This is a genomic window from Kitasatospora sp. NPDC053057, from assembly GCF_044546945.1.
GTDB lineage: Bacteria > Actinomycetota > Actinomycetes > Streptomycetales > Streptomycetaceae > Kitasatospora.
In genome coordinates this window covers 1-24862 of sequence record NZ_JBITZP010000038.1, presented here as the reverse complement: position 1 = coordinate 24862, position 24862 = coordinate 1, and the positions used below count along the sequence as shown (strand labels likewise).

Here is a 24862-nt window from a genome sequence, read left to right as displayed (position 1 = left end):
CTCTGACAACCCCATAAGACGCACGGAGAACCGCCGCACATGTACGAGCTCAACCGGGTCCGCCTCTACTCGATCGGACCGGCCGGCGCCCGCTACGCCGACACGGTGCTCGACCTGCGCGGCGTCGGCGAGCCTGTCGCCGACCCGGCCCCGCAGCAGATCGGCCTGTTCGGCGAGGAAGCCGACGGCCCGGTCCGCCGCCCCGCCCCGGCCGGCGTGCTCTTCCTGGAGAACGGCGGCGGCAAGTCCGTCCTGCTCAAGCTGATCTTCTCGGTGATGCTCCCCGGCCACCGCAACACCCTCGGCGGCGCCAGCTCCGGCGTGCTGCGCAAGTTCCTGCTCGCCGACGACTGCGGACACGTCGCCCTGGAGTGGCAGCACACCGTCACCGGCGAGCTGATCGTGGTCGGCAAGGTCAGCGAATGGCGCGGCCGCCAAGTCTCCTCCGACCCGCGCAAGTTCGCCGAGACCTGGTACTCCTTCCGCCCCGGCCCCGGCCTCACCCTCGACTCGCTGCCGGTCGCCGAACGGGTCAGCCTGGCCGGCGACCAGAAGGCCCGCGGCCGCCGACGCACCATGAAGGGCTTCCGCGACGCCCTCACCGAGGCCGGCAAGGCCCACCCCCACCTCGACCTGGTCTTCGAGGACGGCCACGACCGCTGGACCGAACACCTCGGCGAACTCGGCCTCGACCCCGAACTCTTCCGCTACCAGCGCGAGATGAACGCCGACGAGGGCGAGGCGGCCGGCCTCTTCGCGGTCAAGCAGGACAAGGACTTCACCGACCTGCTGCTGCGCGCCGTCACCGACACCCGGGACACCGACGGCCTGGCCGACCTGGTGCACGGCTTCGCCGCCAAGCTCGGCCTGCGCGCCGAACTCACCGCCGAGCGCGACTTCACCGCCGGCTCGCTCGACCTGCTGGAACGCATCGTCGAGGCCACCACCGCCCGCGAGACCGTCCGCGAGGCCCACCGCACCGCCGAGCGCCGCGCCCGCCGCCTCGCCCACGCCCTCACCTCCCGTGCCGCCGCCGAACGCGACCGCGCCCAGGACCTCGCCATCGAGGTCGCCGCCGCCGCGAGCGCCGTCACCGCCGCCGAGTCCGACCGCACCCGGCACAGCCTGATCGCCGACGAACTCACCCACCGGCACGCCACGTTGAGCCTCGCCGCGGCCACCGCCGAGGCCGCCGCGCTGCGCCGCGAACTCATCGACGCCCGCACCCTGCACTCCGCCTGGCAGGCCGCCGAGGCCGTGCTGCGCCAGCGCGCCGCCGCCGACCGGGTCGCCCGGGTCGCCGCCGCCATCCGCGAGGCCGAGCTGGACGCCGCCCCCGCGCTCGCCGCCCGCGCCCGCGCCGCCACCGCGCTCGCCCGCGCCCTGGAGGCCGCCGCCGCGGCCGCCGAAGCCCGCGCCGACACCGAGGAGCAGCGCGCGAGCGAGCTCCAGGAGGACGGCGGCAAGGCCCAGTCCGCCGCCACCGAGGCCGCCACCGCCGCCCAGAAGGCCCGCAGCGAGGCCGAACACCTGCGCCAGCGCCTCGCCGAGGTCGAGCAGGAGACCGAGGCCGCGGTCGAGGCCGGCTTCATCGACGCCGACGGCGACGTCGACCCGGCCCGGGCCGCGCTGCACGCCGCCGACGTCGAAAAAGCCGCCGCGGCGGCCCTCGTCCAGGCCCGTACCGCCGCCGAGGCCTGCGCCGCCCGGCTGCGCGAGGCCTCCGCCGCCACCTCCCGCGCCGAACTCGCCGCCGAACGGGCCGGCGACGCCCGCAAGGCCGCCGCGCAGTCGCTGGCCGCCGAGCAGCGCACCGCCGCCCTGCTCGCCACCGAGCAGCGCCTCGCCGACCTGCTCTCCCTCACCCCCTACCAGGAAGACGCCGAGGAGGACGCCGGCTTCCTCACCCCCACCGTGCTCGACCGCAACGCCGAGTACCTGCGCGAACTCCTCGACGAGGCCATCGCCACCGCCGAACGCACCCTGTTCGACCTCCGGACGGCCGCCGCCGACGACTCCCGCATCCTCGCCGCGCTCGGCGACGGCGGCCTGCTGCCGCCCGGCCCCGACGTGCTGGCCACCGTCGAGTACCTCGCCGAGCACGGCATCCCCGCCCTGCCCGGCTGGCGCTACCTCGCGCAGTCCGTCGACCCGGCCGACCACGAGGCGATCCTCGCCGCCCGCCCCGAACTGGTCGACGGCGTGGTCGTCACCGACCCGTCCTCGCTGGAGCGCGCCCGCGAGGCCCTGCAGGCCGCCGCCCTGCTGCCGCGCTCCACCGTGGCCGTCGGCGCCGCCGCCTCGCTGATCGCCCCGATCACCGACGAGCCGGCCTTCTTCCTGGTGCCGCCGAACCCGGCCATGCACGACGAGTCCGCCGCCGACGGCGAGCGCCGCGAACTGCGCGCCCGCGCCGCCGCCCGCGAGGAGCACATCCGCGAACTCGCCGGCCGCCTCGGCGCCGACCGCGCCCTCGCCGCCCGCCTCGCCTCCTGGCACGCCAGCTGCCCGCCCGGCACCCTCGCCGAACTCGCCGCCGCCGCCGAGGCCGCCCGCGAGCACGCCGAGCAGGCCGCCGCGGCCCTGGCCACCCTGCGCGCCGACCACGACGAGGCCGAGACCGACCACGCGGCCGCCGCCTCCGCCCACGAGGAGCACCGCGAGGCCGCCCAGCGCGCCCGCCGCCGCGCCGACGCCCTCTCCGGCCTCGCCTTCCGGCTGCGCGAGCGCGCCAACTGGGCCCGCCGCCAGCGCGAACTCGCCGAGGACGCGGCCGAGTGCGACCGCCGCCAGGCCGTCTGCGCCGAACGCGCCCGCACCTGCGACGAGGACCGCCGCGCCGCCCAGCGCGCCGCCGACGACGCCCGCCGCACGGTGCGCGCCCTGCGCGCCGAACGCGCCGAGATCCCCGCCGCCGAGCAGGCCGACGAACCCGCCGAGCAGACCGCCCCCGCCGCGCTGCCCGCACTGCGCGAGGCCTACCGGGCCGCCTCCCAGCTGTACGAGAAGGTCGGCGTCGGCGCCGACCTGCGCGCCGAACAGGCCCGCGCCGAGGGCGACGAGGCCGCCGCCGCGGCCGAACTCGACCGCCTCACCAACAAGGTCCGCACCCGCGCCGAGGAACTCCTCGGCAGCCCCGACGGCGCCGACGGTCCGGCCCGCCAGGCCGCCGCCGCCCGCGCCGAGGAGCTGGTCGCCACCATCGAGGCCCGCTCGGCCGCCGCCAGCGAGCAGCTCGGCCGCCTGCGCGGCGAGGCCGAGCGCTCCGCCCCCGCCGACGGCGAGGCGCACACCGAACTGCCCGAGGAACTCGTCCCCACCGACCCCGAACACGCCCAGACCCTGCTGCGCACCGCCAGCAGCCGGCTCGCCGAGTGCCGGGAGGCCGTGGACGCCGCCCGCACCGCGCACGCCGACCTCCAGCGCACCTTCGACACCGCCCAGGCCGCCGCCGCCGACTTCGACGAGCTGGCCGGCCAGCTGCGCGACGGCCTGCGCGAGCAGCAGGAGGACGAGGGCCAGCCGGTCGAGCCCTACCTGGGCTCGCTGCCCGAGGCCCGCAACGCCTCCACCGACGCCCGCCGCGGCCTGCGGACGGCCGCCGGCGAGCTGTCCTCCGCCGAACTCGCCGTCCGTGACGCCTCGGACGCGCTGGTCCGGCACGCCAACACCGCCCGCTACGAGGCCGTCCGCACCCCCGCCCGCCAGCAGATCCGCGAACTGCCCGCCTCCGCCCTGCCCGAGCACGCCGCCGCCTGGGCCGCCGCCTTCGCGCCCCGGCTGCGGGTGCTCACCGACGAGCTCGCCCAACTGGAGCGCAACCGCGGCTCGATCGTCGACCGGCTGCGCGGCCTGGTCGAGTCCTCGCTCACCACCCTGCGCGCCGCCCAGCGGCTGTCCCGGCTGCCCGAGGGCCTGGGGGAGTGGTCCGGCCAGGAGTTCCTGCGGATCCGCTTCGAGGACCCGGACCACGCCACCCTGGTCGAACGCCTCGGCGAGGTCATCGACGAGGCCACCCGCGCCGCCGTCCGGAAGAACAGCGACCTGCGCCGAGACGGCATGTCCCTGCTGCTGCGCGGCGTCGCCGCCGCGATCGGCCCCAAGGGCGTCAGCGTCGAGATCCTCAAGCCGGACGCGGTGCTGCGCGCTGAGCGGGTCGGCGTCGGCCAGATGTCCGACGTCTTCTCCGGCGGCCAGCTGCTCACTGCCGCCATCGCGCTCTACTGCACGATGGCCGCGCTGCGCGCCAACGACCGCGGCCAGTCCCAACTGCGCCACGCGGGCACGCTGTTCCTCGACAACCCGATCGGCCGCGCCAACGCCACCTACCTGCTGGAGCTCCAGCGCGCCGTGGCGGACGCGCTCGGCGTCCAGCTCATCTACACCACCGGCCTGTTCGACACCACCGCGCTCGCCGAGTTCCCGCTGGTGATCCGGCTGCGCAACGACGCCGACCTGCGGGCCGGCCTCAAGTACATCTCGGTGGAGGAGCACCTGCGCCCCGGCCTGCCCGCCCCGCAGGACCCGGACGGCCCGACCATCCACGGCGAGATCACCGCCACCCGGATGTTCAAGCGCCCCGCGGAGGTTCCCGCCCAGCCGTGAACTGACTAGCGTGATCACCATGCTGACGATCGCGCACCTCAGTGACATCCACCTCGGCCAGGTCCACCGCCGGGACGCGGGCAAGCGGGCCCGGCGGCGGGCCGAGCAGGTGATGGCGTACCTCGACGCGCTGCCCGGCCCGCTCGACGCGGTGCTGGTCACCGGCGACCTCGCCGACCACGGCCTGCCCGAGGAGTACCGGCAGGTCGCCGAGGTGCTGAGCTCGCGGCACCCGGTGCTCATCTGCCCCGGCAACCACGACAGCCGGGCGCCGTACCGGCAGGTGCTGCTCGGCGAGGAGCCCGCGACGGACCCGGTCAACCGGCTGCACCGGCTGGCCGGCGCCGACGTGCTGATGCTCGACTCCTCGATACCCGAGCAGCACGACGGCCTGCTGGACGATGCCACCCTGGACTGGCTGGACACCCAACTGGCCTCGGGCCGCCAGGAGTTGCCCGCCCTGGTGGCCTTCCACCACCCACCCGTCGAGCTGCACATCCCGTTCGTCGACGGGATCCGCCAGTTCGGCGAGGAGCGGCTGGCGCAGGTGCTGCGCCGCCACCCCCGGGTGGCGGCGCTGCTCTGCGGCCACTCCCACACCTCCGCCGCGACCACCTTCGCCGGCCTGCCGGTGCTGGTCGCGCCCGGGGTGGTGTCCACCATCACGCTGCCCTGCGAGGGGGGAAAGGGCATCGTCTTCGACCACCCGCCGATGCTCGCCTTCCACGTCCTGGACGGCGGCCGGCTCACCACCCACTACCGGGTGGTTCCCTAGGACGCTCCCTAGCGCCCCGCCAACCGCCGCATGACGGACATCAGTTCCTCGGGCGCAACGATGGAGAAGGAGTGCTCGGCGTCGTCGATCCGGGTCAGGTTGGTCACCGAGCCCTTGCGCCACCAGTAGAGCCGGGGCGACAGCGGCCCCGGGTTCTCCTGGTGGATGCGCAGGGCCATCGCCGCCAGGTCGTTGACGGCCCCCGCGACCTGCGGCTCGGCCAGCGGGTGGAAGAGCAGGTGGCCCCGGCTGGGCACGGCGAACAGGGCGCCTTCCTCGGGGAGTTCGCGCCCGGTCACCGCGCGGGCCAGGTCGTCCAGCACCAGGGCCTTGCTGGCGACGAACATCGAGTCGCCGTGCACGGCGTACAGGGTCGAGCCCTCGGTGGGGCCCTGGAGGACGTCGTACTCGACGGGGTCGGCGATCAGGTTCGCCCGCCCGGCGGCCCGCAGTCGTTCCAGCCCGATATGGGCGACGAACTTGTCGTCCAGCGTACGGACGGTCTCCGGCAGGTCCAGCGAGAGCGCCTCCATCAGGCCGGTGGCGACCGGCCGGAGGTAGCTGAACCCGTGCATCATCCCGGCCGGGATCGCGTCGTCGGCGATCAGCCGTAGGTAGGCGCAGCGGAGGACGTCGTCGGCGTCGCCCGGGGTCGTCCCGGCGGCGCCGGCGAGGGAGCGGAAGTGCCGCTCGACGAGCCCGGGCCAGTCGCTCTGATCGGCGCGACGGCAGAACTCGGCGAGGTTGTACAGGTTGCTGGTGCCCTCGGCCTGCTGGAGGGTCTGCCCGGACACCGTCACCTGCACACCGCGGTCGGCGTGGTGGCGGCGCACCAACTCGCGCAGGTAATCGGCCTGGTCGACCGTCAGGGCGGTGAGATCGGGGTCGTACTGGGTCTGCCTCTTGGAACGGAAGAACTTCATGCGCTCGACTCTAGGGGAGCGCGCCGACGTTCGACCGGCCGCCCGGGTGGCCCTGGGAAGGTGTGCGGCTAGCGCGTCGGCACCCCGCGCCGGGGCTGCCCGGGCCCGTACGACTGGCGCTGCTGGTACGGCTGTTGCGGTGCGCCGCCGGGCCGGGGGAGCGGCCGGGCGGCCAGCGGCTCGGGGGCGGCCCGGCTGCCCGCCATCGGGTACGCGGAGTTGGGCCCGCGCATCCGCTGGGCGGCGACCTGGCGGGAGATCAGGATCTCCAGCAGGCACCACATCGTGCCGAACACCCCGAGCCCCATCGCCAGCAGAGCGGGCGTCATCAGCCAACTGCCCGCGTACGAGGCCAGGGTCGCGACCACCACGCCCACCAGCGTGAAGGCCAGGCAGAGCACCGCCCGGACTGCGGCGGAGCGCACCTCGTCGGGCAGGCGGCGACGGCGGCGTGGCAGGGACATCGGGCGACCCCCAGGCGCGAATCCGGTGGCGGACATGGAACGGGCGCACGCGAAACGCGCCCCCTTGCCTCACTCTGCCCCGCCCAACCCGGACTACGCGTCCGAATCCACCGAACTGCCGCCAAACCAGTGTCATCCGGGCAGGCGGCGGCAGGAGCTCAGCCCAACTGCAGGTTGAGCTCCTCCAGGGCGCCCGTGACGATCGTCCGCATCGCCTGCTCCGCGTGGACGGCGTCGCCCCCGCAGATCGCGTCGGCGACCTCCCGGTGCAGCCTGATCGCGTACGGTTCCGGCTGATGGGGCATCAGATGGTACTCGGTCCGGCCGGTGAGCACCGCCCCCACGGTGTCCCCGAGGTGGGCGAACATCTCGTTCCCGGAGGCGCGCAGCACCAGCGCGTGGAAGGCGATGTCGTGCCCGAGGAAGGTGGTGAGGTCGGCTTCCCGTGCGGAGACCGTCAACTCCACGGCCAGCAAGCTGAGTTCGCGCCGGTCATCGTCGGTGGCGTGGGTGGCGGCGAGCGCGGCCGCGGCCGGTTCGACGGCCACCCGCAGCGAGCCGAGCGAGCGTAGCTGGGCGGGCCGGTCGGCGCCGGCCAGGCGCCAGCGGATCACCATCGGGTCGAAGACGTCCCAGAGCGACTTCGGCTGGACGGTGATCCCGACCCGCCGCCGGGACGCCACCAGGCGCATCCCCTCCAGGACGCGCACCGCCTCCCGGACGACCGTCCGGGACACCCCGAACCGCTGCTCCAGCTCCTCCCCGCGCAGCACCGCGCCCTCGGGGATCTCCCCCGACGCGATCGCCGGACCGAGCTCGTCAAGCACCCGACCGGGCAGCCCCTGGATCTCCATCCGCCCAGCGTAGACGCCACCCGCCCGAACCCCCATGTCGCCCTCCGTCCTACCCCACCCACCCCGCCCGCGCTCAGCTCCCCGGGGGGAAGTAAAAGTATGACGATTTGGTTTCCCCCACTTGAATACGTCATATCTTTGAAGCGATAGTGGCGGCCTGCAACGAAGGAGCACCACCCATGGCTCTCAACGTCGAGAACCGCGCCCTCCCGGACGCCCCCCTCACCGTCGTGGTGATGGGCGTCTCCGGTGTCGGCAAGACCACCCTGGCCCGCCTCCTGGCCGACCGCCTCGATCTCCCCTTCGCGGAGGCGGACGAGTTCCACCCGCCGGCCAACATCGCCAAGATGTCCGCCGGCATCCCGCTGGACGACCAGGACCGTGAGCCCTGGCTGCGCGCCATCGGCGCCTGGCTCAAGGCGCGCACCGAGGCCGGCACCGGGGGCGTGGTCACCTGCTCGGCGCTGAAGCACGGCTACCGCGACATCCTGCGCGCGGACGCCCCGGATGCCTTCTTCCTGCACCTCAGCGGTGGCCACGAGCTGGTCGGGGACCGGCTCTCCCACCGCACCGGCCACTTCATGCCGACGTCGTTGCTCGACTCCCAGTACGCCACCTTGGAGCCCCTGGGTGCGGACGAGAACGGCGCCGTGCTGGACGTGGGTCCGTCCCCCGAAGAACTCGTCGAGATGGCCGTGGCGCTGCTGCGGCCCGTCAATGGAGACCTCGCGTGAGTATTGCCTCCACCCTCGTGCTGGCGGCCGCCCCACCGGCCCTGCCGCACACCGGCAGCAACACCCAGCTGCTGATCGCGGTGCTGCTCAGCATCGGTGTGATCATCCTGCTGATCACCCGGCTGAAGCTGCACCCCTTCCTCGCCCTCACGCTCGGCTCCGGACTGCTGGCCGTCGTCGCGGGCGCCCCCTTCGACAAGCTGCTGAACAGCTTCTCCGCCGGCTTCGGCGCCACCGTCACCAGCGTCGGCCTGCTGATCGGCCTGGGCGCGATGCTCGGCAAGCTGCTCGCCGACTCCGGCGGCGCCAACATCATCGCGGACACCGTGCTGTCCCGGACCGGCAGCAAGGCGCTGCCCTGGGCGATGGCGTTGATCGCCGCCCTGCTCGGCCTGCCGCTGTTCTTCGAGGTCGGCGTCGTCCTGCTGATCCCGATCGTGCTGCTGGTCGCCCGGCGCGGCAACGTCCCGCTGATGCGGGTCGGCATCCCGGCGCTGGCTGGCCTGTCGGTGCTGCACGGCCTGGTCCCCCCGCATCCGGGCCCGCTGGTCGCGATCGACGCGCTGAAGGCCGACCTCGGCATCACCCTGGCGCTGGGCCTGCTGGTCGCCGTCCCGACCCTGATCATCGCCGGTCCGCTGTTCTCTCGGGTGGCCGAGCGCTGGGTGGGCCCGCTGGAGATCCCGACCGCCGTCACCCCCGAGGAGACGGTCGAGCGCGAGCGCACGCCGTCCTTCGGCGCGGTCCTGGCGACGATCCTGCTGCCGGTCGTGCTGATGCTCGGCAAGGCCCTGGCGGACGTCGTGATCGACGACCCGAAGGCGATGGTCCAGCGGGTGCTCGACTTCGTCGGCTCCCCGCTGATCGCCCTGCTCGCCGCGACCCTGCTCGGCATGCTGACCCTCGGCAAGGCGGCCGGCTTCGACAAGGCGCGGATCTCCGACACCGTCGGCAAGGCGCTCGGCCCGATCGCGGGCATCGTGTTCATCGTCGGCGCGGGCGGCGGCTTCAAGCAGACCCTGATCGACGTGGGCGTCGGCGACATGGTCAGCCACTGGTCCAGCCAGTGGCACATCTCGGCGCTGCTGCTGGGCTGGCTGATCGCGGTGCTGATCCGCCTGGCCACCGGCTCGGCGACGGTCGCCACCATCACCGCGGCCGGCATCGTCTCCCCGCTCGCGGCGAACATGTCCTCGACCCACTCGGCCCTGCTGGTGCTCGCGGTCGGCGCCGGTTCGCTGTTCCTCTCGCACGTCAACGACGCCGGCTTCTGGCTGGTGAAGGAGTACTTCGGGATGAGCGTCGGGCAGACGCTGAAGTCCTGGTCGGTGATGGAGACGATCATCTCGGTCGTCGCCATAGCGCTGATCCTGCCGCTGAGCGTGCTCGTCTAGCGCGCCCCGCGCGCACCACCGCCGAGGGGCGGCACCCGGACCGTACGGGTGCCGCCCCTCGGCGTTCGCGTCAGTGCCCCAGCAGGCCCGACAGCACCGCCGTCGTCGCCGCCATCAGCTCCTCGGCCACCGCGCCGCCGGCGGCCGTACGGGCCAGCAGCCCCTCGCGCGCCGCCAGGATCACCGCCGCGGCCTGACGGGCGTCCGCCCCCGCGGGCACCAGCTCGGGCAGGGCCCGCTCCAGGACGTCCGCCGCCGCCCGCGCCAGCGTTCGGTCGTGCGCGGCGACCTGCTCGGCCAGTGCCGCGGACCGGGCCGCGACCAGCCGGAACTCCAGGAACAGCAGGATCCACCCGCTCTCCGCTGGCTCGACCCGCAGCAGCGCCTCGACCAGCAGCCGGGCCCGCTCCCGCGGCGCCAGCGCCTCGCAGGCGGCGGCGAGCCGCTCCAGCTCGGCCATCCGCTCGGCGGCCCGGTCGTCGAAGAGTGCCAGCAGCAGGTCCTCCTTGCTGCCGAAGTTCGAGTAGAAGGCCCCGCGGGTGTACCCGGCGGCGGCGCAGACGTCCTCGATGCTCGTCCGGGCGAAGCCGACGGTCAGGAACAGCTCGCTCGCCGCGGCGAGCAGCCGGGCCCGGGTGTGGACGCGGCGGCGGGGCGGCCGGGGCGCGGCGGGATCGGTGGGGGGTGGGTTCACAGCAGCACGATACATGGTGTATTCAGTACGAGCCGTATTCAATACGGTCCGTACTGAACCGGAGGGGACCTGGCATGAGAGCGCGAAGCGAACGAATCAGCAAGAGGCGCGCATGGGCGAATGCCCCCGTCGAGCGCAGCGAGGTGGGCGCATGAACCGACTGCTGATCACCAACGCCCACCTGCTCCACCCCGAGGACGGCACCCGCACCGACCCGGGCTGGCTGGAGGCCGCCGACGGCCGGATCACCGCCACCGGCACCGGCCGCCCGCCCGCCGCCGGCGACGGGGTCCGGGTCGTCGACGCGCAGGGCGGCACCGTCCTGCCCGGCCTGATCGACGCCCACGTCCACCTGCTGGTCACCTCGCTCGACCTGCGCGACGTGGCCGACTGGACGCCCGGCTACGCCACCGTCCGAGCCCTCGCCGAGGCCGAGCGTATGCTGCGCCGCGGCTTCACCACCGTCCGCGACGTCGGCGGCGCCGACCACGGCATGGCCCGCGCCCTGGCCGAGGGCCTGGTGCCCGGCCCCCGCCTGCTGCACGGCGGCAAGGCGCTCTCCCAGACCGGCGGCCACGGCGACCTGCGCCCGCTCGGCGACGACTCGCTGCCCTGCTGCGAGGCCCGCCCCAACTTCGGACGGATCGCCGACGGCGTGGACGCGGTGCGCGCCGCCGCCCGGGACGAGTTCCGCAAGGGCGCCCGGCACCTCAAGGTGCTGCTCTCCGGCGGCGTCGCCTCCCCGCACGACGAGATCGCCGCCGTCCAGTACAGCGAGGAGGAGATCCGGGCGGCCGTCGAGGAGGCGGAGAACCACAACCGCTACGTCACCGTGCACGCCTACCATCCGCGGGCGATCGACCGCGCCCTGCGGGCCGGCGTGCGCTGCGTCGAGCACGGGAACCTGCTGGACGACACGACGGTCGCGCTGCTGTTGGAGAAGGACGCCTTCCTGGTCCCCACCCTGGTCGCCTACGAGCAGACCGCCCGGCTCGGCGCCGCCTCGGGCCTGCCGCCGGCCTCCGTCGGCAAGCTCGCCGAGGTCCGCGACCGGGGCCTGGAGGCCCTGGAGCGCGCCCACCGCGCGGGCGTCAACCTGGTCTACGGCAGCGACCTGCTCGGCCCGCTGCATCCGGCCCAACTGGAGGAGTTCACCCTGCGCGCACAGGTCCAGCCGTCCGCCGACGTGCTCCGCTCGGCGACCACCACGGCGGCCCGGCTGCTCGGACTGGAGGGGGAGATCGGCACCCTCGCCCCGGGCGCGCACGCCGACCTGCTCGTCGTGGACGGCGACCCGCTGGCCGACCTCACCGTGCTGACCCGCCCGGAGAAGCACCTCAGGCACGTGGTCAAGGCCGGTACGCCGATCTGACGCAAACGGCGGGCGGGCGCCCGGGGAGATCCCCGAACGCCCGCCCGCCGTACGGCAGTTACTCGCGCTTACTTGTTCCCGCGCTTCGCGAGGCTGTGCCTACTTGTTCCCACGCTTCGCGAGGCTGTGCCTACTTGTTTCCACGCTTCGCGAGGAAGGCCTCGACCTCGTCCCGGATCTCCGGGGTGTCCAGCCCGCGCACCGTCATGGTGGTGCGGCGCCGCAGCACGTCGTCCGCCGTGTACGCCCACTCGCTGTCGGCCGCGTAGGCGACCTGTGCCCAGACGTCCGGGCCGTCCTCGTGGATCGGCCGGCCGAGCTCCGGGTTCTCGTCGATCAGGCGGGCGATCTCGAAGGAGAGCGTGCCGTAGTGGCTGGCCAGGTGCTTGGCCACCAGCGGCTCCATCCGCGAGCCCGGCTCGCGGTCGATCAGCAGGCGGTGCGCCACCGCGTTCGGCGCGCCGACGCCCGGCAGCGGGACGGTCGGGGCGATCGGGGACATGTCCTCGCCGAGGCTGGTGCCGGGCACGTGGGCCAGCTTCTCCAGCACGGTGCGGCCGATGTGCCGGTAGGTGGTCCACTTGCCGCCGGAGACCGACAGCATGCCGCCGCGGCCCTCGGTGACGACGGTCTCGCGCTTGGCGGCGGCGGTGTCGCCCGGGCCGCCGGGCAGCACGCGCAGACCGGCGAAGGAGTAGGTGATCAGGTCGCGGTCGAGGTGCTCGTCGCGGATCGCGTGCGCGGCCTCGCCCATGATCTGGTCGATGTCGGCGTCGGTGGCCCGGACGTCCTTCGGGTCGCCGGTGTACTCCTCGTCGGTGGTGCCGAGCAGGACGTGGTCCTCCCACGGGATGGCGAAGGAGACGCGGTACTTGTCGATCGGGATGGTCAGCGCGGCGCGCCACGGCGAGCGGCGCTTGACGACGACGTGGGCGCCCTTGGAGAGGCGGATCGACGGCGCGGCGCCGGCGTCCTCCATCTTGCGCAGGTGGTCAACCCACGGGCCGGTGGCGTTCAGCACCAGGCGGGCGTTGACGCCGAACTCGCTGCCGTCCAGGCGGTCGCGCAGCTCGGCACCGGTGACCCGGCCGCCGGTGAAGCGCAGGCCGGTGACCTCGGCGTGGTTGAGCACCACGGCGCCGGCGTCGACGGCGGCGCGCACGGTCATCACCGCGACGCGCGAGTCGTTCATCTGGTGGTCGCCGTAGACGGCCACCGAGCGCAGGCCCTCGGTGCGCAGCGCGGGCACCTGCTGGGCGGCGTGGGCGGCGGTGGAGACCCGGCCCATGCCGTCGCGGAAGGCGGACAGCGCCGAGTACAGGAACACGCCGGCGCCGAGCTTGGCCGCGCCGTGCGGGCCGCCCTTGTAGACCGGCACGAAGAAGGTCAGCGGGTTGACCAGGTGCGGGGCCACGTCGGTGGAGAGCGCGCGGCGCTCCTTGTGGTTCTCCGCGACCAGCTTGACCGCGCCGGTCTGCAGGTAGCGCAGACCGCCGTGGACCAGCTTGGACGAGGCGCTGGAGGTGGCACCGGCGAAGTCGCCGGCGTCGACCATGGCGACCTTCAGGCCGGCCTGGGACGCGGTCCAGGCGACGGCCGTGCCGAGGATGCCGCCCCCGATCACCAGCAGGTCGTAGGTGGCCTTGCCGAGCAGTTCACGGGTCTCGGCGCGGGAGGCGGTGCGGCCGGCGGTGCGCTCGGCGCCCAGGGTCGGGATGGTTGCCATGGTGGTTGTGTACGGCGCGCTGGTCGGGCGGCGCCGTTACTCCTCTCGTGTGCGGTGCGGCCCCTGCGGGAGAGGCCGGTCGGCCCGGTGCGGCGGGCCGGTTAAACGCGGTGACACCCGTTGCCGGAACAGCGGGCGGCCGGTCGGGGCACGGGGCCCCGACCGGCTTGTCGGTCAGTTGTTCTCTTCTTCCTCCACCCAGCCCATGGTGCGCTCCACGGCCTTGAGCCACTTCTTGTACTCGCGCTCCCGGGTGGCCTCGTCCATGCGCGGGGTCCACTCGGCGGCGCGGTGCCAGTTGGCCCGCAGGGTGTCGAGGTCGTTCCAGAAGCCGACGGCGAGTCCGGCCGCGTAGGCGGCGCCGAGGGCGGTGGTCTCGGCCACGTACGGGCGCTCGACCGGGGCGTCCAGGACGTCGGCGATGTTCTGCATGAGCAGGTTGTTGCTGGTCATGCCGCCGTCGACCTTGAGGGCGGTGAGCTCGACCCCGGAGTCCTTCTGCATGGCGTCGACGACCTCGCGGGTCTGCCAGGCGGTGGCCTCCAGGACGGCCCGGGCCAGGTGGCCCTTGGTGACGTACCGGGTCAGACCGGCGATCACACCGCGGGCGTCGGAGCGCCAGTACGGGGCGAACAGGCCGGAGAAGGCCGGGACGAAGTAGGCGCCGCCGTTGTCCTCGACGGTGTTGGCGAGGGTCTCGATCTCGGCGGCGGTGGAGATGATGCCGAGCTGGTCGCGCAGCCACTGGACGAGCGAGCCGGTGACGGCGATCGAGCCCTCCAGCGCGTACACCGGGGCCTGGTCGCCGATCCGGTAGCCGACCGTGGTCAGCAGGCCGTGGTACGAGTTGACGATCTTCTCGCCGGTGTTCAGCAGCAGGAAGGTGCCGGTGCCGTAGGTGGACTTGGCCTCGCCCTCGTCGAAGCAGGTCTGGCCGAACAGCGCGGCCTGCTGGTCGCCGAGCGCGGAGGCGACCGGGACGCCGGCCAGGTCGCCGACGGCCTCGCCGTACACCTCGGCGGAGGAACGGATCTCCGGCAGGACGGCCATCGGCACGCCCATCGACTCGGCGATGCTCTCGTCCCAGGCCAGCGTCTTCAGGTTCATCAGCATGGTGCGGCTGGCGTTGGTCACGTCGGTGACGTGCTTGCCGCCGTCGACACCACCGGTGAGGTTCCAGATCACCCAGGTGTCCATGGTGCCGAACAGGATGTCGCCGGCCTCGGCGCGCTCGCGCAGGCCCTCGACGTTGTCCAGCAGCCAGCGGATCTTCGGGCCGGCGAAGTAGCTGGCCAGCGGGAGGCCGGTCTCGCGGCGGAAGCGGTCCTGACCGACGTTGCGGCCCAGCTCGCGGCAGAGCGCCTCGGTGCGGGTGTCCTGCCACACCAGCGCGTTGTGCACCGGCTCACCGGTGTTCTTGTCCCACAGGACGGTGGTCTCGCGCTGGTTGGTGATGCCGATCGCGCGGATGTCGTCCTTGGTCAGGCCGGCCTTCTCCAGCGCGCCGCGGACGACCGACTGTACCCGGGTCCAGATCTCGGCGGCGTCGTGCTCGACGTAGCCGGGCTGGGGGAAGATCTGCCGGTGCTCCTGCTGGTCGACGGCGACGATCCGGCCGTCGGCGCCGAAGATGATGCAGCGGCTGGAGGTGGTGCCCTGGTCGATCGCGGCGATGTAGTTGCCAGTGGAGGTCATGTGGAGGGTCCTCGGCTCAAGTTCGGGGGTTACGGGGTGGGTGGGCCTGACACGGACGTTCGGTGGACGCCCGTCCGGTCAGTCCCCGTGCTCGGCGGGTTCGACTGTGCCCTTGCCGGGTGGCCTTTAGAAGAGGGCGTTGTAGACGCCGCCGGCCGCCAGGCCGCCCAGGATCGGGCCGACGACCGGGACCCAGGCGTAGGACCAGTCGGAGCCGCCCTTGTTCGGGATCGGCAGCAGCGAGTGCACGATGCGCGGGCCGAGGTCACGGGCCGGGTTGATGGCGTAGCCGGTCGGGCCACCGAGCGAGAGGCCGATGCTGACCACGACGATCGCGACGACCGCGGTGCCGCCGGCGCCGAGCTTCGGGCTGAGGGTGAGGATCGCCATGCAGAGCACGAAAGTGCCGATCACCTCGGTGATCACGTTCTGGATCGGGTTCCGGATCTCGGGCCCGGTCGAGAAGATGCCGAGGGTGGGCTCCTTGTTGGCCTGGAACTGGCCGAGGTAGGTGAGCCAGACCAGCGTGGCGCCGATCATCGCGCCGAGCAGCTGGGAGCCGATGTAGAGCGGCACCTGGCTCCAGTCGCCGCTCTTGACCGCGAGCGCGATGGTGACAGCCGGGTTGAGGTGGGCGCCGGACTTCGCGCCGGTCATGTAGGCCGCGACGAGGACCGCGAAGCCCCAGCCGAAGGTGATCGCCAGCCAACCGGCGTTCACGGCCTTCGACTTCTTGAGGGTCACGGCGGCGCAGACGCCACCGCCGAGGAGTATCAGGGCGGCGGTGCCGAGGGTTTCGCCGACGAAGACGTCGCCGTTGGAGAACGCGGACACAAAGACTCCCTTGTCATGGCCCGGAGGTGCGGGTGGGGGCAGGCGGCCGGTCGATCCCTGTGCGGGTGAGCGCGCTGGGGGAGTGATCTTCCCGGCCATCGTTCGACAATGTCGACCGTCATGCGGAAGCTTCCTCCCCAGGTCGGCCCCACGTCAAGGCAGGGTTACGCAGCTGTGACCCTTCCCTCGGCGGCTCCCTCGAAGTTACCCAGCGGAGCGCCCCGAATCAGGACAAAACGCTAAGGCGCGGACAGGCTCACCGCCCGTCCGCGCCTCAGCGTGACGAATCGACCGCTGTGCTCAGAACCGCCCGGCGCCCAGATCGCGGGAGATCGCCCGCGCCGCGCTGCGCACCGAGGCCACCAGCGAGGGCTTCACGAAGCCGTCCTCGCAGACCCGTTCCACCGGCCCGTTGATGCACACCGCACCCACCGGGTTGCGCCGGCGGTCCTGGATCAGCGCGGCGATCGAGGCCACGCCCTCCCAGGTCTCCTCGACCGAGTCCGCCCAGCCGCGCTCCCGGATCAGCGCGCACTCGGCGTCCAGGTCGGCCGCCTCGGTCAACGTCCGCAGGGTGTACGACTCGTACGGCCCGTCGCCCAACTCCCCGCGCGCGACCGGGTCGTAGGCCACCAGCACCTTGCCGATCGCGGTGCTGTGCAGCGGCTGCATCGAACCGACCTCCAGCACCTGCCGGGTGTCGTCCGGCCGGAAGACGTGGTGCACGACCAGCACGCCCTGCTGGTGCAGCACCCCCAGGTAGACGGTCTCGCCGGCCGCCCGGGCCAGGTCGTCCGCCCACACCAGCGCCCGCGCCCGCAGCTCGTGCACGTCCAGGTAGCTCTGCCCGAGCCGCAGCAGCTCGGCGCCCAGCTGGTACTTGCCGCTCTCCGGGTCCTGCTCGACGAACCCCTCCTGCTGCAGCGTGCGCAGGATGCCGTGCGCGGTGCCCTTGGCCAGGTCCAGGGCGGTCGCCACCTCGGAAAGGCCCAGGCGGCGCTCACCGCCGGCCAGCAGGCGCATGATCGCGGCGGCCCGGGAGAGCGACTGGATCGGGCCGGGCATGGGGTACCTCCGCGCTGACAGGCGGTCGACATTGTCGACCGCAGTGGTGACGGGACGAGTCTGCCAGGCGCTCGTCCGTCCGTGCACCTTCCCCCTCGGTAACCCGTACTCGGCCGGGTGTTAACCTTCCGCGCCCCTCAGCCGGCCCTACCCCTCCACCCCGCTGAGCACCCCGCGCCGCACGGCCACCTCGGCCGCCAGCGCGGCGATCCCGTCGGTACCGACCCGGCAGCAGCCGCCGACCAGCCGGGCACCGTCCGCCAGCCAGCCGCCCACCCGGGCCGAGCGGAAGGTCGGCTCCCCGCGCCAGTCCCGGCGGTCCGGGTCCCACCGCTCCCCGCTGTTCGGGTACACCACCACCGGCTTCCCGGTCACCTCGGCGGCCACCGCCACCGCCAGGTCCGCGTCCTTCGGCGTGCAGCAGTTGACGCCCACCGCCAGCACCTCGTCCACCTCCGCGGCCAGCGCGAACGCCTCCGCCAGCGGCTGGCCGGCCCTGGTCCGTCCGTGCGCCACGCTGTACGACAGCCAGGCCGGCACCCCCAGTCCGCGCACCAGCTCCAGCAGCGCCCGGGCCTCGTCCGCGTCCGGCACCGTCTCCAGCGCCAGCACGTCCGGCCGGGCCGCCGCCAGCACCTCCAGCCGCGGCCGGTGGAAGGCCACCAGCTCCGCGTGGCTCAGCCCGTACCGGCCCCGGTACTCCGAACCGTCCGCCAGCACCGCGCCGTACGGGCCCACCGAGGCCGCCACCCAGCGCCGCCGCCCGCCCGGTTCGGCCCGCACCGCCTCCCGGGCCAGCTCCACGCTGCTCGCCAGCAGCCGCGCGGCCGCCGCGTGCCCCACCCCGCGCCGGGCGAAGCCCTCGAAGCTCGCCTGGTAGCTCGCCGTGATGGCGACCTCGGCCCCGGCGGCGAAGTACGCCCGGTGCGCCGCGACCACCGCCTCCGGGTCGTCCGCGAGCAGCCGCGCCGACCACAGCGCGTCCGACAGGTCGTGCCCCGCGGCGGCCAGCTGGTTGGACATCCCGCCGTCCAGGACGAGCGGACCGGCCGCCAGAGCCGAGGCGAAGTCCGGCGGGGGAGCAGTGGGCATGGCGGCCTCCTCGGCGCGGTCGTTCCTGGTCACAGCCTAGAAGCCGGAGGCCCCCGCGGACCCGGAAAACCGTTTGCCGCCGGGGAACGAAGTCGTTACGTTGTGCTCATCCCGAGAACGACAGCACCAGGTGCCCCAGCGGGGCGCGGAGAGGAGCCCGCGATGGCAGCGGACGAACCGTCCCCCCAGCCCGCCGCCGGGCCCACGGCCGAGCAGGAATGGCTCGCCGCGTACGACCCGCGCGCCTACACCCCGATCGCCGTCACCGTCGACGTCGTGGCCCTGACGCTGCGGCACGGCCGCCTGCACGTGCTGCTGGTCGAACGCGGCGCCCCGCCCCACCAGGGCTGCTGGGCGCTGCCCGGCGGCTTCCTGCGGGCGGGGGAGGAGGGCCTGGACGAGGCCGCCGCCCGCGAGCTCGCCGAGGAGACGGGCCTGCAGGGCGCCTCCGAGACCGAGGCCGCACTCTGCCGCCTGCACCTCGAACAGCTCGGCACCTACGGCGCCCCCGAGCGGGACCCACGGATGCACGTCGTCTCCGTCGCCTACCTCGCCTTCGCCCCGGACCTGCCCGACCCGCAGGCCGGGACGGACGCGGCGGCCGCCGCCTGGCACCCGGTCGCCGACCTCGATCTGGCCCCGCGGTCCTCCGACCGCGCCCAAGCCACCGGTGTGCCCGCCGACACCCACGGGGGTGGCGTCGACGGGCACACCGGTCCCCGCCCGGGCACACCGCGGCCGATCCCGCTGGCCTTCGACCACGCCCGCATCGTCGCCGACGGCCTCGACCGGGTGCGCGCCAAGCTGGAGTACAGCCCGCTCGCCACCGCCTTCCTGCCCTACGACTTCACCATCCCCGACCTGCGCGCCGTCTACGAGGCCGTCTGGGACGAGAAGCTCCACCCCGGTAACTTCCACCGCAAGGTCCTCTCCGTCCCCGGCTTCGTCGAGAGCACCGGCTCCACCACCGAGCGCGGCGGCGCCCGCGGCGGCCCCCGAGCCCGCACCTACCACGCCGGCGACGCCCGCCTGCTCCACCCCGCCCTACTCCGCCCCGCCCGCGAGGAGCCCGCCGAGGCCGAGCCCGCCGGAACGGCCCCCACCGCCGACCGGGCCCACTGAGCGAGAGGGCTACCATCCGGCCATGACCACCGACGAAGCGATGCAAACGACCCACCGGCCGTTCTCCCACTGCCACTTCTGCGGCACCGCGTACCCGCCCGGCGCCGACGCCTGGCCGCGCACCTGCCCCGGCTGCGCCGAGATCAGCTACCGCAACCCGCTGCCCGTCGCGGTCACCGTCCTCCCCGTCACCCGGCCCGACGCCGACCCGGCCCTGGTCGTCATCCGCCGCACCATCGAACCCGGCTACGGCGAACTCGCCTTCCCCGGCGGCTACATGGACTACGGCGAGAGCTGGCAGCAGGCCTGCGTGCGCGAACTCGGCGAGGAGACCGGCATCCTGGCCGACGCCGCCGACGTCCGCCTGATCCACATGGCCTCCGACCCCAATGGCCGCTTCGTCATGCTCTGCGGACTCCTCCCCGCCCGCCCGCTCGCCGAGCTCCCGCCCTCGCGCCCCACCGACGAGACCGAGGGCTGGCTCCTCGCCACCGCCGACACCCCACTCGTCTGGGACTTCCACAACGACATCCTGCGCCGCTGGTTCGAGGGAGAGTTCAACCCCCGCTGACCAGCGGCACTCACGCCGGCCAACCCTGGCGCAGCGGGCGCTCACATGGCATGGTCTGCACCGACAGCCCAACCGGACGGGTTGGCCACGAGCTCGCCCGTCCCCACCAACGGCCGGGAGACCACCACCGTGAGCACCCCACCCCAGGACCAGCCGCTCTGGCGCCCCAACCCCGCTCGCGCCGCCGCCACCAGCCTGGTGGCCTTCCAGGCCTGGGCCGCCGAACACCACGGCGCCCCGGCCGCCCCGCTGGCCCCGGCCGCCGACGACCAGCAGGCCGCCCAGCGCTACGCCGACCTGCACGCCTGGTCCACCGCCGACCTCGACCGCTTCTGGACAGCAGTCACCCAGTGGTTCGACGTCCGCTTCACCGAGGCCCCCGAGGCCGTCCTCGCCGACCCGGCCATGCCCGGGGCCCGGTGGTTCCCCGGCGCCCGCCTCAACTACGCCGAGCACGCCCTGCGCGCCGCCGACGACCCCGCGAACGCCGACCGCCCGGCGATCCTCCACCTCGACGAGACCACCGAGCAGCCGGCCGCCCTCACCTGGTCCGAGCTCCGCCGCCAGGTCGGCTCGCTGGCCGCCGCCCTGCGCGCCCGCGGCATCGGCCCCGGTGACCGGGTCAGCGCCTACCTGCCCAACGTCCCGCAGGCCGCCGTCGCCCTCCTCGCCACCGCCGCCGTCGGCGCGGTCTGGACCAGCTGCGCCCCCGACTTCGGCGCCCGCAGCGTCCTCGACCGCCTCCAGCAGATCGAACCCGCCGTCCTGTTCGCCATCGACGGCTACCACTACGGCGGCAAGGACCACGACCGCACCGAGGTCGTCGCCGAGCTGCGCCGCGAACTCCCCAGCCTGCACACCGTCGTGCACGTCCCGCTGCTCGGCGCCCCCGCCCCCGAGGGCGCCCTCCAGTGGGACGACCTCGTCGCCGACGACGTGGAACCGGTCTTCGAGCCCGTCCCCTTCGACCACCCGCTCTGGGTCCTCTACTCCTCCGGCACCACCGGCCTGCCCAAGGCCATCGTCCAGAGCCAGGGCGGCATCCTGCTCGAACACCTCAAGCAGGCCGGCCTCCACTTCGACCTCGGCCCCCAGGACCGCTTCCTCTGGTACACCTCCACCGGCTGGATGATGTGGAACTTCCTGCTGGCCGGCCTCCTCGTCGGGGCCACGATCGTCACCTACGACGGCAGCCCCGGCCACCCGGACACCGGCGCCCTGTGGTCGGTCGCCGCCCGCACCCGCGCCACCGTCCTCGGGACCTCCGCCGCCTACGTCATCGCCAGCCGCAAGGCCGAGCTGCACCCCGGCCGCGACCTCGACCTCTCCGCCGTCCGCTGCATCGGCACCACCGGCTCCCCGCTCCCGCCCGACGGCTTCCGCTGGGTCTACGACGAGGTCAAGCAGGACGTCTGGCTCGCCTCGGTCAGCGGCGGCACCGACGTCTGCTCCTGCTTCGTCGGCGGCGTCCCCACCCTGCCGGTGTACCTCGGCGAGATCCAAGCCCCGTGCCTCGGCGCCGCCGTCGAGTCCTGGGACGTCCAGGGCCACCCGCACACCGACACCGTCGGCGAACTCGTCGTCACCAAGCCCATCCCGTCCATGCCCACCGGTTTCTGGAACGACCCCGAGGGCACCCGGTACCACGACAGCTACTTCGACACCTACCCGGGCATCTGGCGCCACGGCGACTGGATCACCGTCACCTCCCGCGGCACCGTCGTCATCCACGGCCGCTCCGACTCCACCCTCAACCGCCAGGGCGTCCGGATGGGCTCCTCGGACATCTACGAGGTGGTCGAGCGTCTCCCCGAGATCGCCGAATCCCTGGTCATCGGCCTGGAGGAGCCCGACGGCGGCTACTGGATGCCGCTATTCGTCGTCCTCGCCCCCGGCGCCGAACTCGACCAGGACGTCATCGGCCGCATCCGCACCTCGCTGCGCACCGAACTCTCCCCCCGCCACGTCCCCGACGAGGTGATCGCCGTCCGCGGCCTCCCGCACACCCTCACCGGCAAGCGCATCGAGGTCCCGGTCAAGCGCATCCTCTCCGGCACCCCGCTGGAGCAGGCCGTCAACCCCGGCTCCGTCGACAACCTCGACCACCTGCGCTTCTTCGAGCAGCTCCGGGTCGACCGCCAGGCCTGACCGGCGCCGAGCAACGCCGAAGGGGCGCCCCCAACCGAACCGGTGGGGGCGCCCCTTCCGCTACCTACTACGTCCCTACTCGCCGGAGAGCACCTGCTGCGCCGCGGCCCGCGCCTCCTCGGCACTGTCCGCGGCCCGGGCCGCCTCGGCCGCCCGACGGCACTGCGCCAGCGTGTACTTCGCCAGCATGCTCCGCACGTAGGGGATCGAGGCCGAGCCCATGGAGAGGCTGGTGACGCCCAGACCGGTCAGCACCACGGCCAGCAGCGGGTCCGAGGCCGCCTCACCGCAGACGCCGCAGCTCTTGCCGGCCGCCTTCGCCGCCTCGGCGGCCGAGGCGATCAGGTCCAGCAGCGCCGGCTGCCACGGGTCCTGCAGACGGGCCAGCGCACCGACCTGACGGTCGGCCGCGAAGGTGTACTGCGCCAGGTCGTTGGTCCCCAGCGACAGGAACTCGACCTCCTGCAGGATCGCCCGGGCCCGCAGCGCGGCCGACGGGATCTCCACCATGGCGCCGAACTTGGCGTCCAGCCCAGCCTTGCGGCACGCGGCCGCGAAGTCCCCGGCGTCCTTGCGGTCGGCCACCATCGGGGCCATCACCTCAAGGTGCACCGGCAGGCCCGCGGCGGCCTTGGCCAGCGCCTGCAGCTGGGTGCGCAGCACCTCGGGGTGCTCAAGCAGGGTGCGCAGACCGCGCACGCCCAGCGCCGGGTTCGGCTCGTCGGCCGGGGTCAGGAAGTCCAGCGGCTTGTCCGCGCCCGCGTCCAGCACCCGGACCACGACCCGGCCCTCCGGGAAGGCCTCCAGTACCTTGCGGTACGCCTCGACCTGCTTCTCCTCGCCGGGAGCCTGCGCCGAGTCGTCCAGGAACAGGAACTCGGTACGGAACAGGCCGACGCCCTCCGCACCGTTCTCCAGCGCGGCCGGCACGTCCGCCGGGCCGCCGACGTTGGCCAGCAGCGGCACCCGGTGCCCATCCGAGGTCTGCCCCGGACCGGAGGAGGCGGCCAGCGCGGCCTTGCGCTCGGCGGCGATCGCCCGCAGCTCCTCCTGCTTCTCCTGCGACGGCTCCAGCAGGACATCGCCCGAGCTGCCGTCCACGGCGACGACGGTGCCCTCGGCGACGTCCGTCGCCCCCGGCAGCGCGACGACGGCCGGCACGCCCAGCGCCCGCGCCAGGATGGCGCTGTGGCTGGTCGGCCCGCCCTCCTCGGTCACGAAGCCGAGCACCAGGGTCGGGTCCAGCAGCGCGGTGTCGGCCGGCGCCAGGTCCCGGGCGAACAGCACGTACGGCTCGTCGCTGTCCGGCACCCCCGGCATCGGCACGCCCAGCAGCCGGGCCACGATGCGGTTGCGCACGTCGTCCAGGTCGGCGACCCGCCCGGCCAGGTACTCCCCGGCGGAGGCCAGCAGCGCACGGTAGGCGGCGAAGGCGTCGTACACACCGCGCTCGGCACTGCTGCCGACGGCGATCCGGCGGGACACGTCGGCCATCAGCTCCGGGTCCTGCGCCATCAGCGCCTGGGCCTCCAGCACCGCCTGCGCCTCGCCGCCCGCCAGGTTGCCGCGCGCGATCAGGTCCGCGGCGACGGCCTCGACCGCCGCCTGGGCGCGCGCCTGCTCACGCGGGGCGTCCTCGGTCGGGATCCGGGTGGTCGGGGGCTCCAGGACCGCCGTGCCCATGTGCCGCACCTGGCCGATCGCGACTCCGTGGCTGACACCCACGCCGCGCAGTGTCTTCTCCATCTACCTGTATCTCCGCTGAGAGGAGCGGTCCCGCCGGGAACCGCTGAGTACCGGGTCGCCCCGTCAACTCCTGCGGGGCGGGTGTGCGTCGGTGGTCGGGAGGTCAGCTCCAGCTGAACAGCTTGTCGCCCGCCTGGACCTCGCCGTCCTCGTGGACGTCGACCAGCGAGTCGGGAGCGGCCTCCAGCGCCACGATCGGCGAGATCGGCGACTTGCCCGCAGCCTCGACGGCGGCCGGGTCCCACCGGATCACGGCCTGACCGCGGGTCACCGTGTCGCCCTTGCTGACGAGCAGCTCGAAGCCCTCGCCGTTCAGCTGAACGGTGTCGATCCCCAGGTGGGTCAGCACACCGTGCCCGTCGGCGTCCACCACGACGAAGGCGTGGGGGTGCATGGAGACCACGACGCCGTCCACCGGAGCGACCGCCTCGGTGGGCTCGCGAACCGGGTCGATCGCGGTGCCCGGGCCGACCATCGCGCCCGAGAACACCGGGTCCGGCACGCCGGCGAGCCCGACGACCTGGCCGGTCAGCGGCGACGTCACAGTGGTCATGGTTGTGCCTCCCAAGTGCGCAATACAGCGAGCGGCCGCGAGGTGCGGCACACGATCAACTGAAGCCTAAATCATGTCAACTTCGGACATCTGCTGACGTTCCCGGGCGAAGACCCACGCCCCCGCCCGCCTACCGATCGGCGTCACATCGACTCACGACTGGTCTAGTCCTCTTAGTCGATGCGCCGCACTCTACAGGCATCTTGGCGAATCAGGACCATTGCTGTATATGCTCGCGAGAGCAACAAATCATGCCGCCGCCCGGGTGACCCAGGGCGTGCCCCGATTCGCGCTGCGGCTGCCGACCCGCTATGGTGGGTCGAGTCGCCGCAAGTCGGCGGTTAACACCAGATTTCAGATGCGAAAAGCCCCGGTAAACGGAGCGGAAAACATCTGGTAGGCTGGAAACACGAAAGAACGAAGCGCCCGGAGGGCCCGCTGGAAGGCGGTCCGAAGGAAGCGTCCGTTCCTTGAGAACTCAACAGCGTGCCAAAA

Annotated in this window: 19 protein-coding genes; 8 read left to right on the top strand and 11 right to left on the bottom strand. The window is 73.5% G+C overall.

The genetic code is table 11. The annotated features are described in order from the left end of the window. Positions 1 to 39: 39 nt before the first annotated feature. Together ACIG5E_RS30470 and ACIG5E_RS30465 are read left to right on the top strand one after the other, a co-directional pair. The gene (locus ACIG5E_RS30470) at positions 40 to 4605 is read left to right on the top strand and encodes a hypothetical protein (protein ID WP_396538824.1); all 4566 of its coding nucleotides are present in this window, start codon (positions 40 to 42) and stop codon (positions 4603 to 4605) included. Between the two features lie 19 nt (positions 4606 to 4624). Then, positions 4625 to 5380: a metallophosphoesterase gene (locus tag ACIG5E_RS30465; protein WP_396538822.1), complete on the top strand. Its 756-nt coding sequence runs from the start codon at positions 4625 to 4627 to the stop codon at positions 5378 to 5380. A gap of 8 nt (positions 5381 to 5388) precedes the next feature. On the opposite strand, the gene ACIG5E_RS30460 is transcribed toward ACIG5E_RS30465, so the two are convergent. From ACIG5E_RS30460 to ACIG5E_RS30450, 3 genes are all read right to left on the bottom strand, one after another. Continuing rightward, the gene (locus ACIG5E_RS30460; protein WP_396538820.1) at positions 5389 to 6303 is read right to left on the bottom strand and encodes a hypothetical protein; all 915 of its coding nucleotides are present in this window, start codon (positions 6301 to 6303) and stop codon (positions 5389 to 5391) included. A gap of 68 nt (positions 6304 to 6371) precedes the next feature. Continuing rightward, positions 6372 to 6767, bottom strand: a complete 396-nt coding sequence (locus ACIG5E_RS30455) for a hypothetical protein (RefSeq protein ID WP_396538818.1) — start codon at positions 6765 to 6767, stop codon at positions 6372 to 6374. A gap of 158 nt (positions 6768 to 6925) precedes the next feature. Then, entirely contained in the window at positions 6926 to 7621 is a 696-nt protein-coding gene (locus ACIG5E_RS30450) for a FadR/GntR family transcriptional regulator (RefSeq protein WP_396538816.1), read from the bottom strand. Between the two features lie 179 nt (positions 7622 to 7800). On the opposite strand from ACIG5E_RS30450, the gene ACIG5E_RS30445 reads away from it, so the two are divergent. Continuing rightward, positions 7801 to 8355: a gluconokinase gene (locus ACIG5E_RS30445; RefSeq protein ID WP_396538814.1), complete on the top strand. Its 555-nt coding sequence runs from the start codon at positions 7801 to 7803 to the stop codon at positions 8353 to 8355. Further along, positions 8352 to 9749 carry a gluconate:H+ symporter gene (locus ACIG5E_RS30440; RefSeq protein ID WP_396538812.1) on the top strand — a complete coding sequence of 466 codons (1398 nt, stop codon included), beginning with the start codon at positions 8352 to 8354 and terminating at the stop codon, positions 9747 to 9749. Before ACIG5E_RS30445 ends, ACIG5E_RS30440 begins: the two co-directional genes overlap by 4 nt. Before the next feature lie 70 nt (positions 9750 to 9819). Here the strand turns inward: ACIG5E_RS30440 and ACIG5E_RS30435 are convergent, their stop codons facing one another. Next, the gene (locus ACIG5E_RS30435) at positions 9820 to 10443 is read right to left on the bottom strand and encodes a TetR/AcrR family transcriptional regulator (RefSeq protein ID WP_396538810.1); all 624 of its coding nucleotides are present in this window, start codon (positions 10441 to 10443) and stop codon (positions 9820 to 9822) included. 151 nt (positions 10444 to 10594) lie between these two features. Here ACIG5E_RS30435 and ACIG5E_RS30430 point away from each other — a divergent pair, with 151 nt between their 5' ends. Then, positions 10595 to 11815: an amidohydrolase family protein gene (locus ACIG5E_RS30430; protein WP_396538808.1), complete on the top strand. Its 1221-nt coding sequence runs from the start codon at positions 10595 to 10597 to the stop codon at positions 11813 to 11815. Between the two features lie 130 nt (positions 11816 to 11945). Here ACIG5E_RS30430 and ACIG5E_RS30425 read toward each other — a convergent pair whose 3' ends face one another. From ACIG5E_RS30425 to mmuM, 5 genes are all read right to left on the bottom strand, one after another. After that, positions 11946 to 13541: an FAD-dependent oxidoreductase gene (locus ACIG5E_RS30425; RefSeq protein WP_396538806.1), complete on the bottom strand. Its 1596-nt coding sequence runs from the start codon at positions 13539 to 13541 to the stop codon at positions 11946 to 11948. Positions 13542 to 13715: 174 nt separating this feature from the next. Then, positions 13716 to 15236: a glycerol kinase GlpK gene (gene glpK, locus ACIG5E_RS30420; RefSeq protein ID WP_279092764.1), complete on the bottom strand. Its 1521-nt coding sequence runs from the start codon at positions 15234 to 15236 to the stop codon at positions 13716 to 13718. A 126-nt stretch (positions 15237 to 15362) separates the two neighbouring features. Then, positions 15363 to 16070, bottom strand: coding sequence for an MIP/aquaporin family protein (locus ACIG5E_RS30415; protein WP_396538804.1), 708 nt, complete (start codon positions 16068 to 16070; stop codon positions 15363 to 15365). Positions 16071 to 16370: 300 nt separating this feature from the next. Then, positions 16371 to 17135: an IclR family transcriptional regulator gene (locus tag ACIG5E_RS30410; protein ID WP_396538802.1), complete on the bottom strand. Its 765-nt coding sequence runs from the start codon at positions 17133 to 17135 to the stop codon at positions 16371 to 16373. Between the two features lie 147 nt (positions 17136 to 17282). Next, positions 17283 to 18227, bottom strand: a complete 945-nt coding sequence (gene mmuM / locus ACIG5E_RS30405) for a homocysteine S-methyltransferase (RefSeq protein ID WP_396538800.1) — start codon at positions 18225 to 18227, stop codon at positions 17283 to 17285. A gap of 162 nt (positions 18228 to 18389) precedes the next feature. Between mmuM and ACIG5E_RS30400 the strand changes: the two genes are divergently transcribed. The 3 genes from ACIG5E_RS30400 to ACIG5E_RS30390 are packed head-to-tail and all read left to right on the top strand — an operon-like array spanning position 18390 to position 22068. Continuing rightward, positions 18390 to 19349, top strand: coding sequence for an NUDIX hydrolase (locus ACIG5E_RS30400; protein WP_396538798.1), 960 nt, complete (start codon positions 18390 to 18392; stop codon positions 19347 to 19349). A 22-nt stretch (positions 19350 to 19371) separates the two neighbouring features. Continuing rightward, on the top strand, positions 19372 to 19920 hold the full coding sequence (locus tag ACIG5E_RS30395) for an NUDIX domain-containing protein (RefSeq protein ID WP_396538796.1): 549 nt from the start codon (positions 19372 to 19374) through the stop codon (positions 19918 to 19920). Between the two features lie 45 nt (positions 19921 to 19965). Next, positions 19966 to 22068 (top strand): acetoacetate--CoA ligase, encoded by a 2103-nt coding sequence (locus ACIG5E_RS30390; protein ID WP_396538794.1) that lies wholly within the window; start codon positions 19966 to 19968, stop codon positions 22066 to 22068. Positions 22069 to 22143: 75 nt separating this feature from the next. Here ACIG5E_RS30390 and ptsP read toward each other — a convergent pair whose 3' ends face one another. Both ptsP and ACIG5E_RS30380 read right to left on the bottom strand, forming a co-directional pair. After that, positions 22144 to 23814, bottom strand: coding sequence for a phosphoenolpyruvate--protein phosphotransferase (gene ptsP, locus ACIG5E_RS30385; protein ID WP_396538792.1), 1671 nt, complete (start codon positions 23812 to 23814; stop codon positions 22144 to 22146). A 103-nt stretch (positions 23815 to 23917) separates the two neighbouring features. Continuing rightward, the gene (locus ACIG5E_RS30380; RefSeq protein ID WP_396538790.1) at positions 23918 to 24367 is read right to left on the bottom strand and encodes a PTS glucose transporter subunit IIA; all 450 of its coding nucleotides are present in this window, start codon (positions 24365 to 24367) and stop codon (positions 23918 to 23920) included. Positions 24368 to 24862 lie beyond the last annotated feature (495 nt).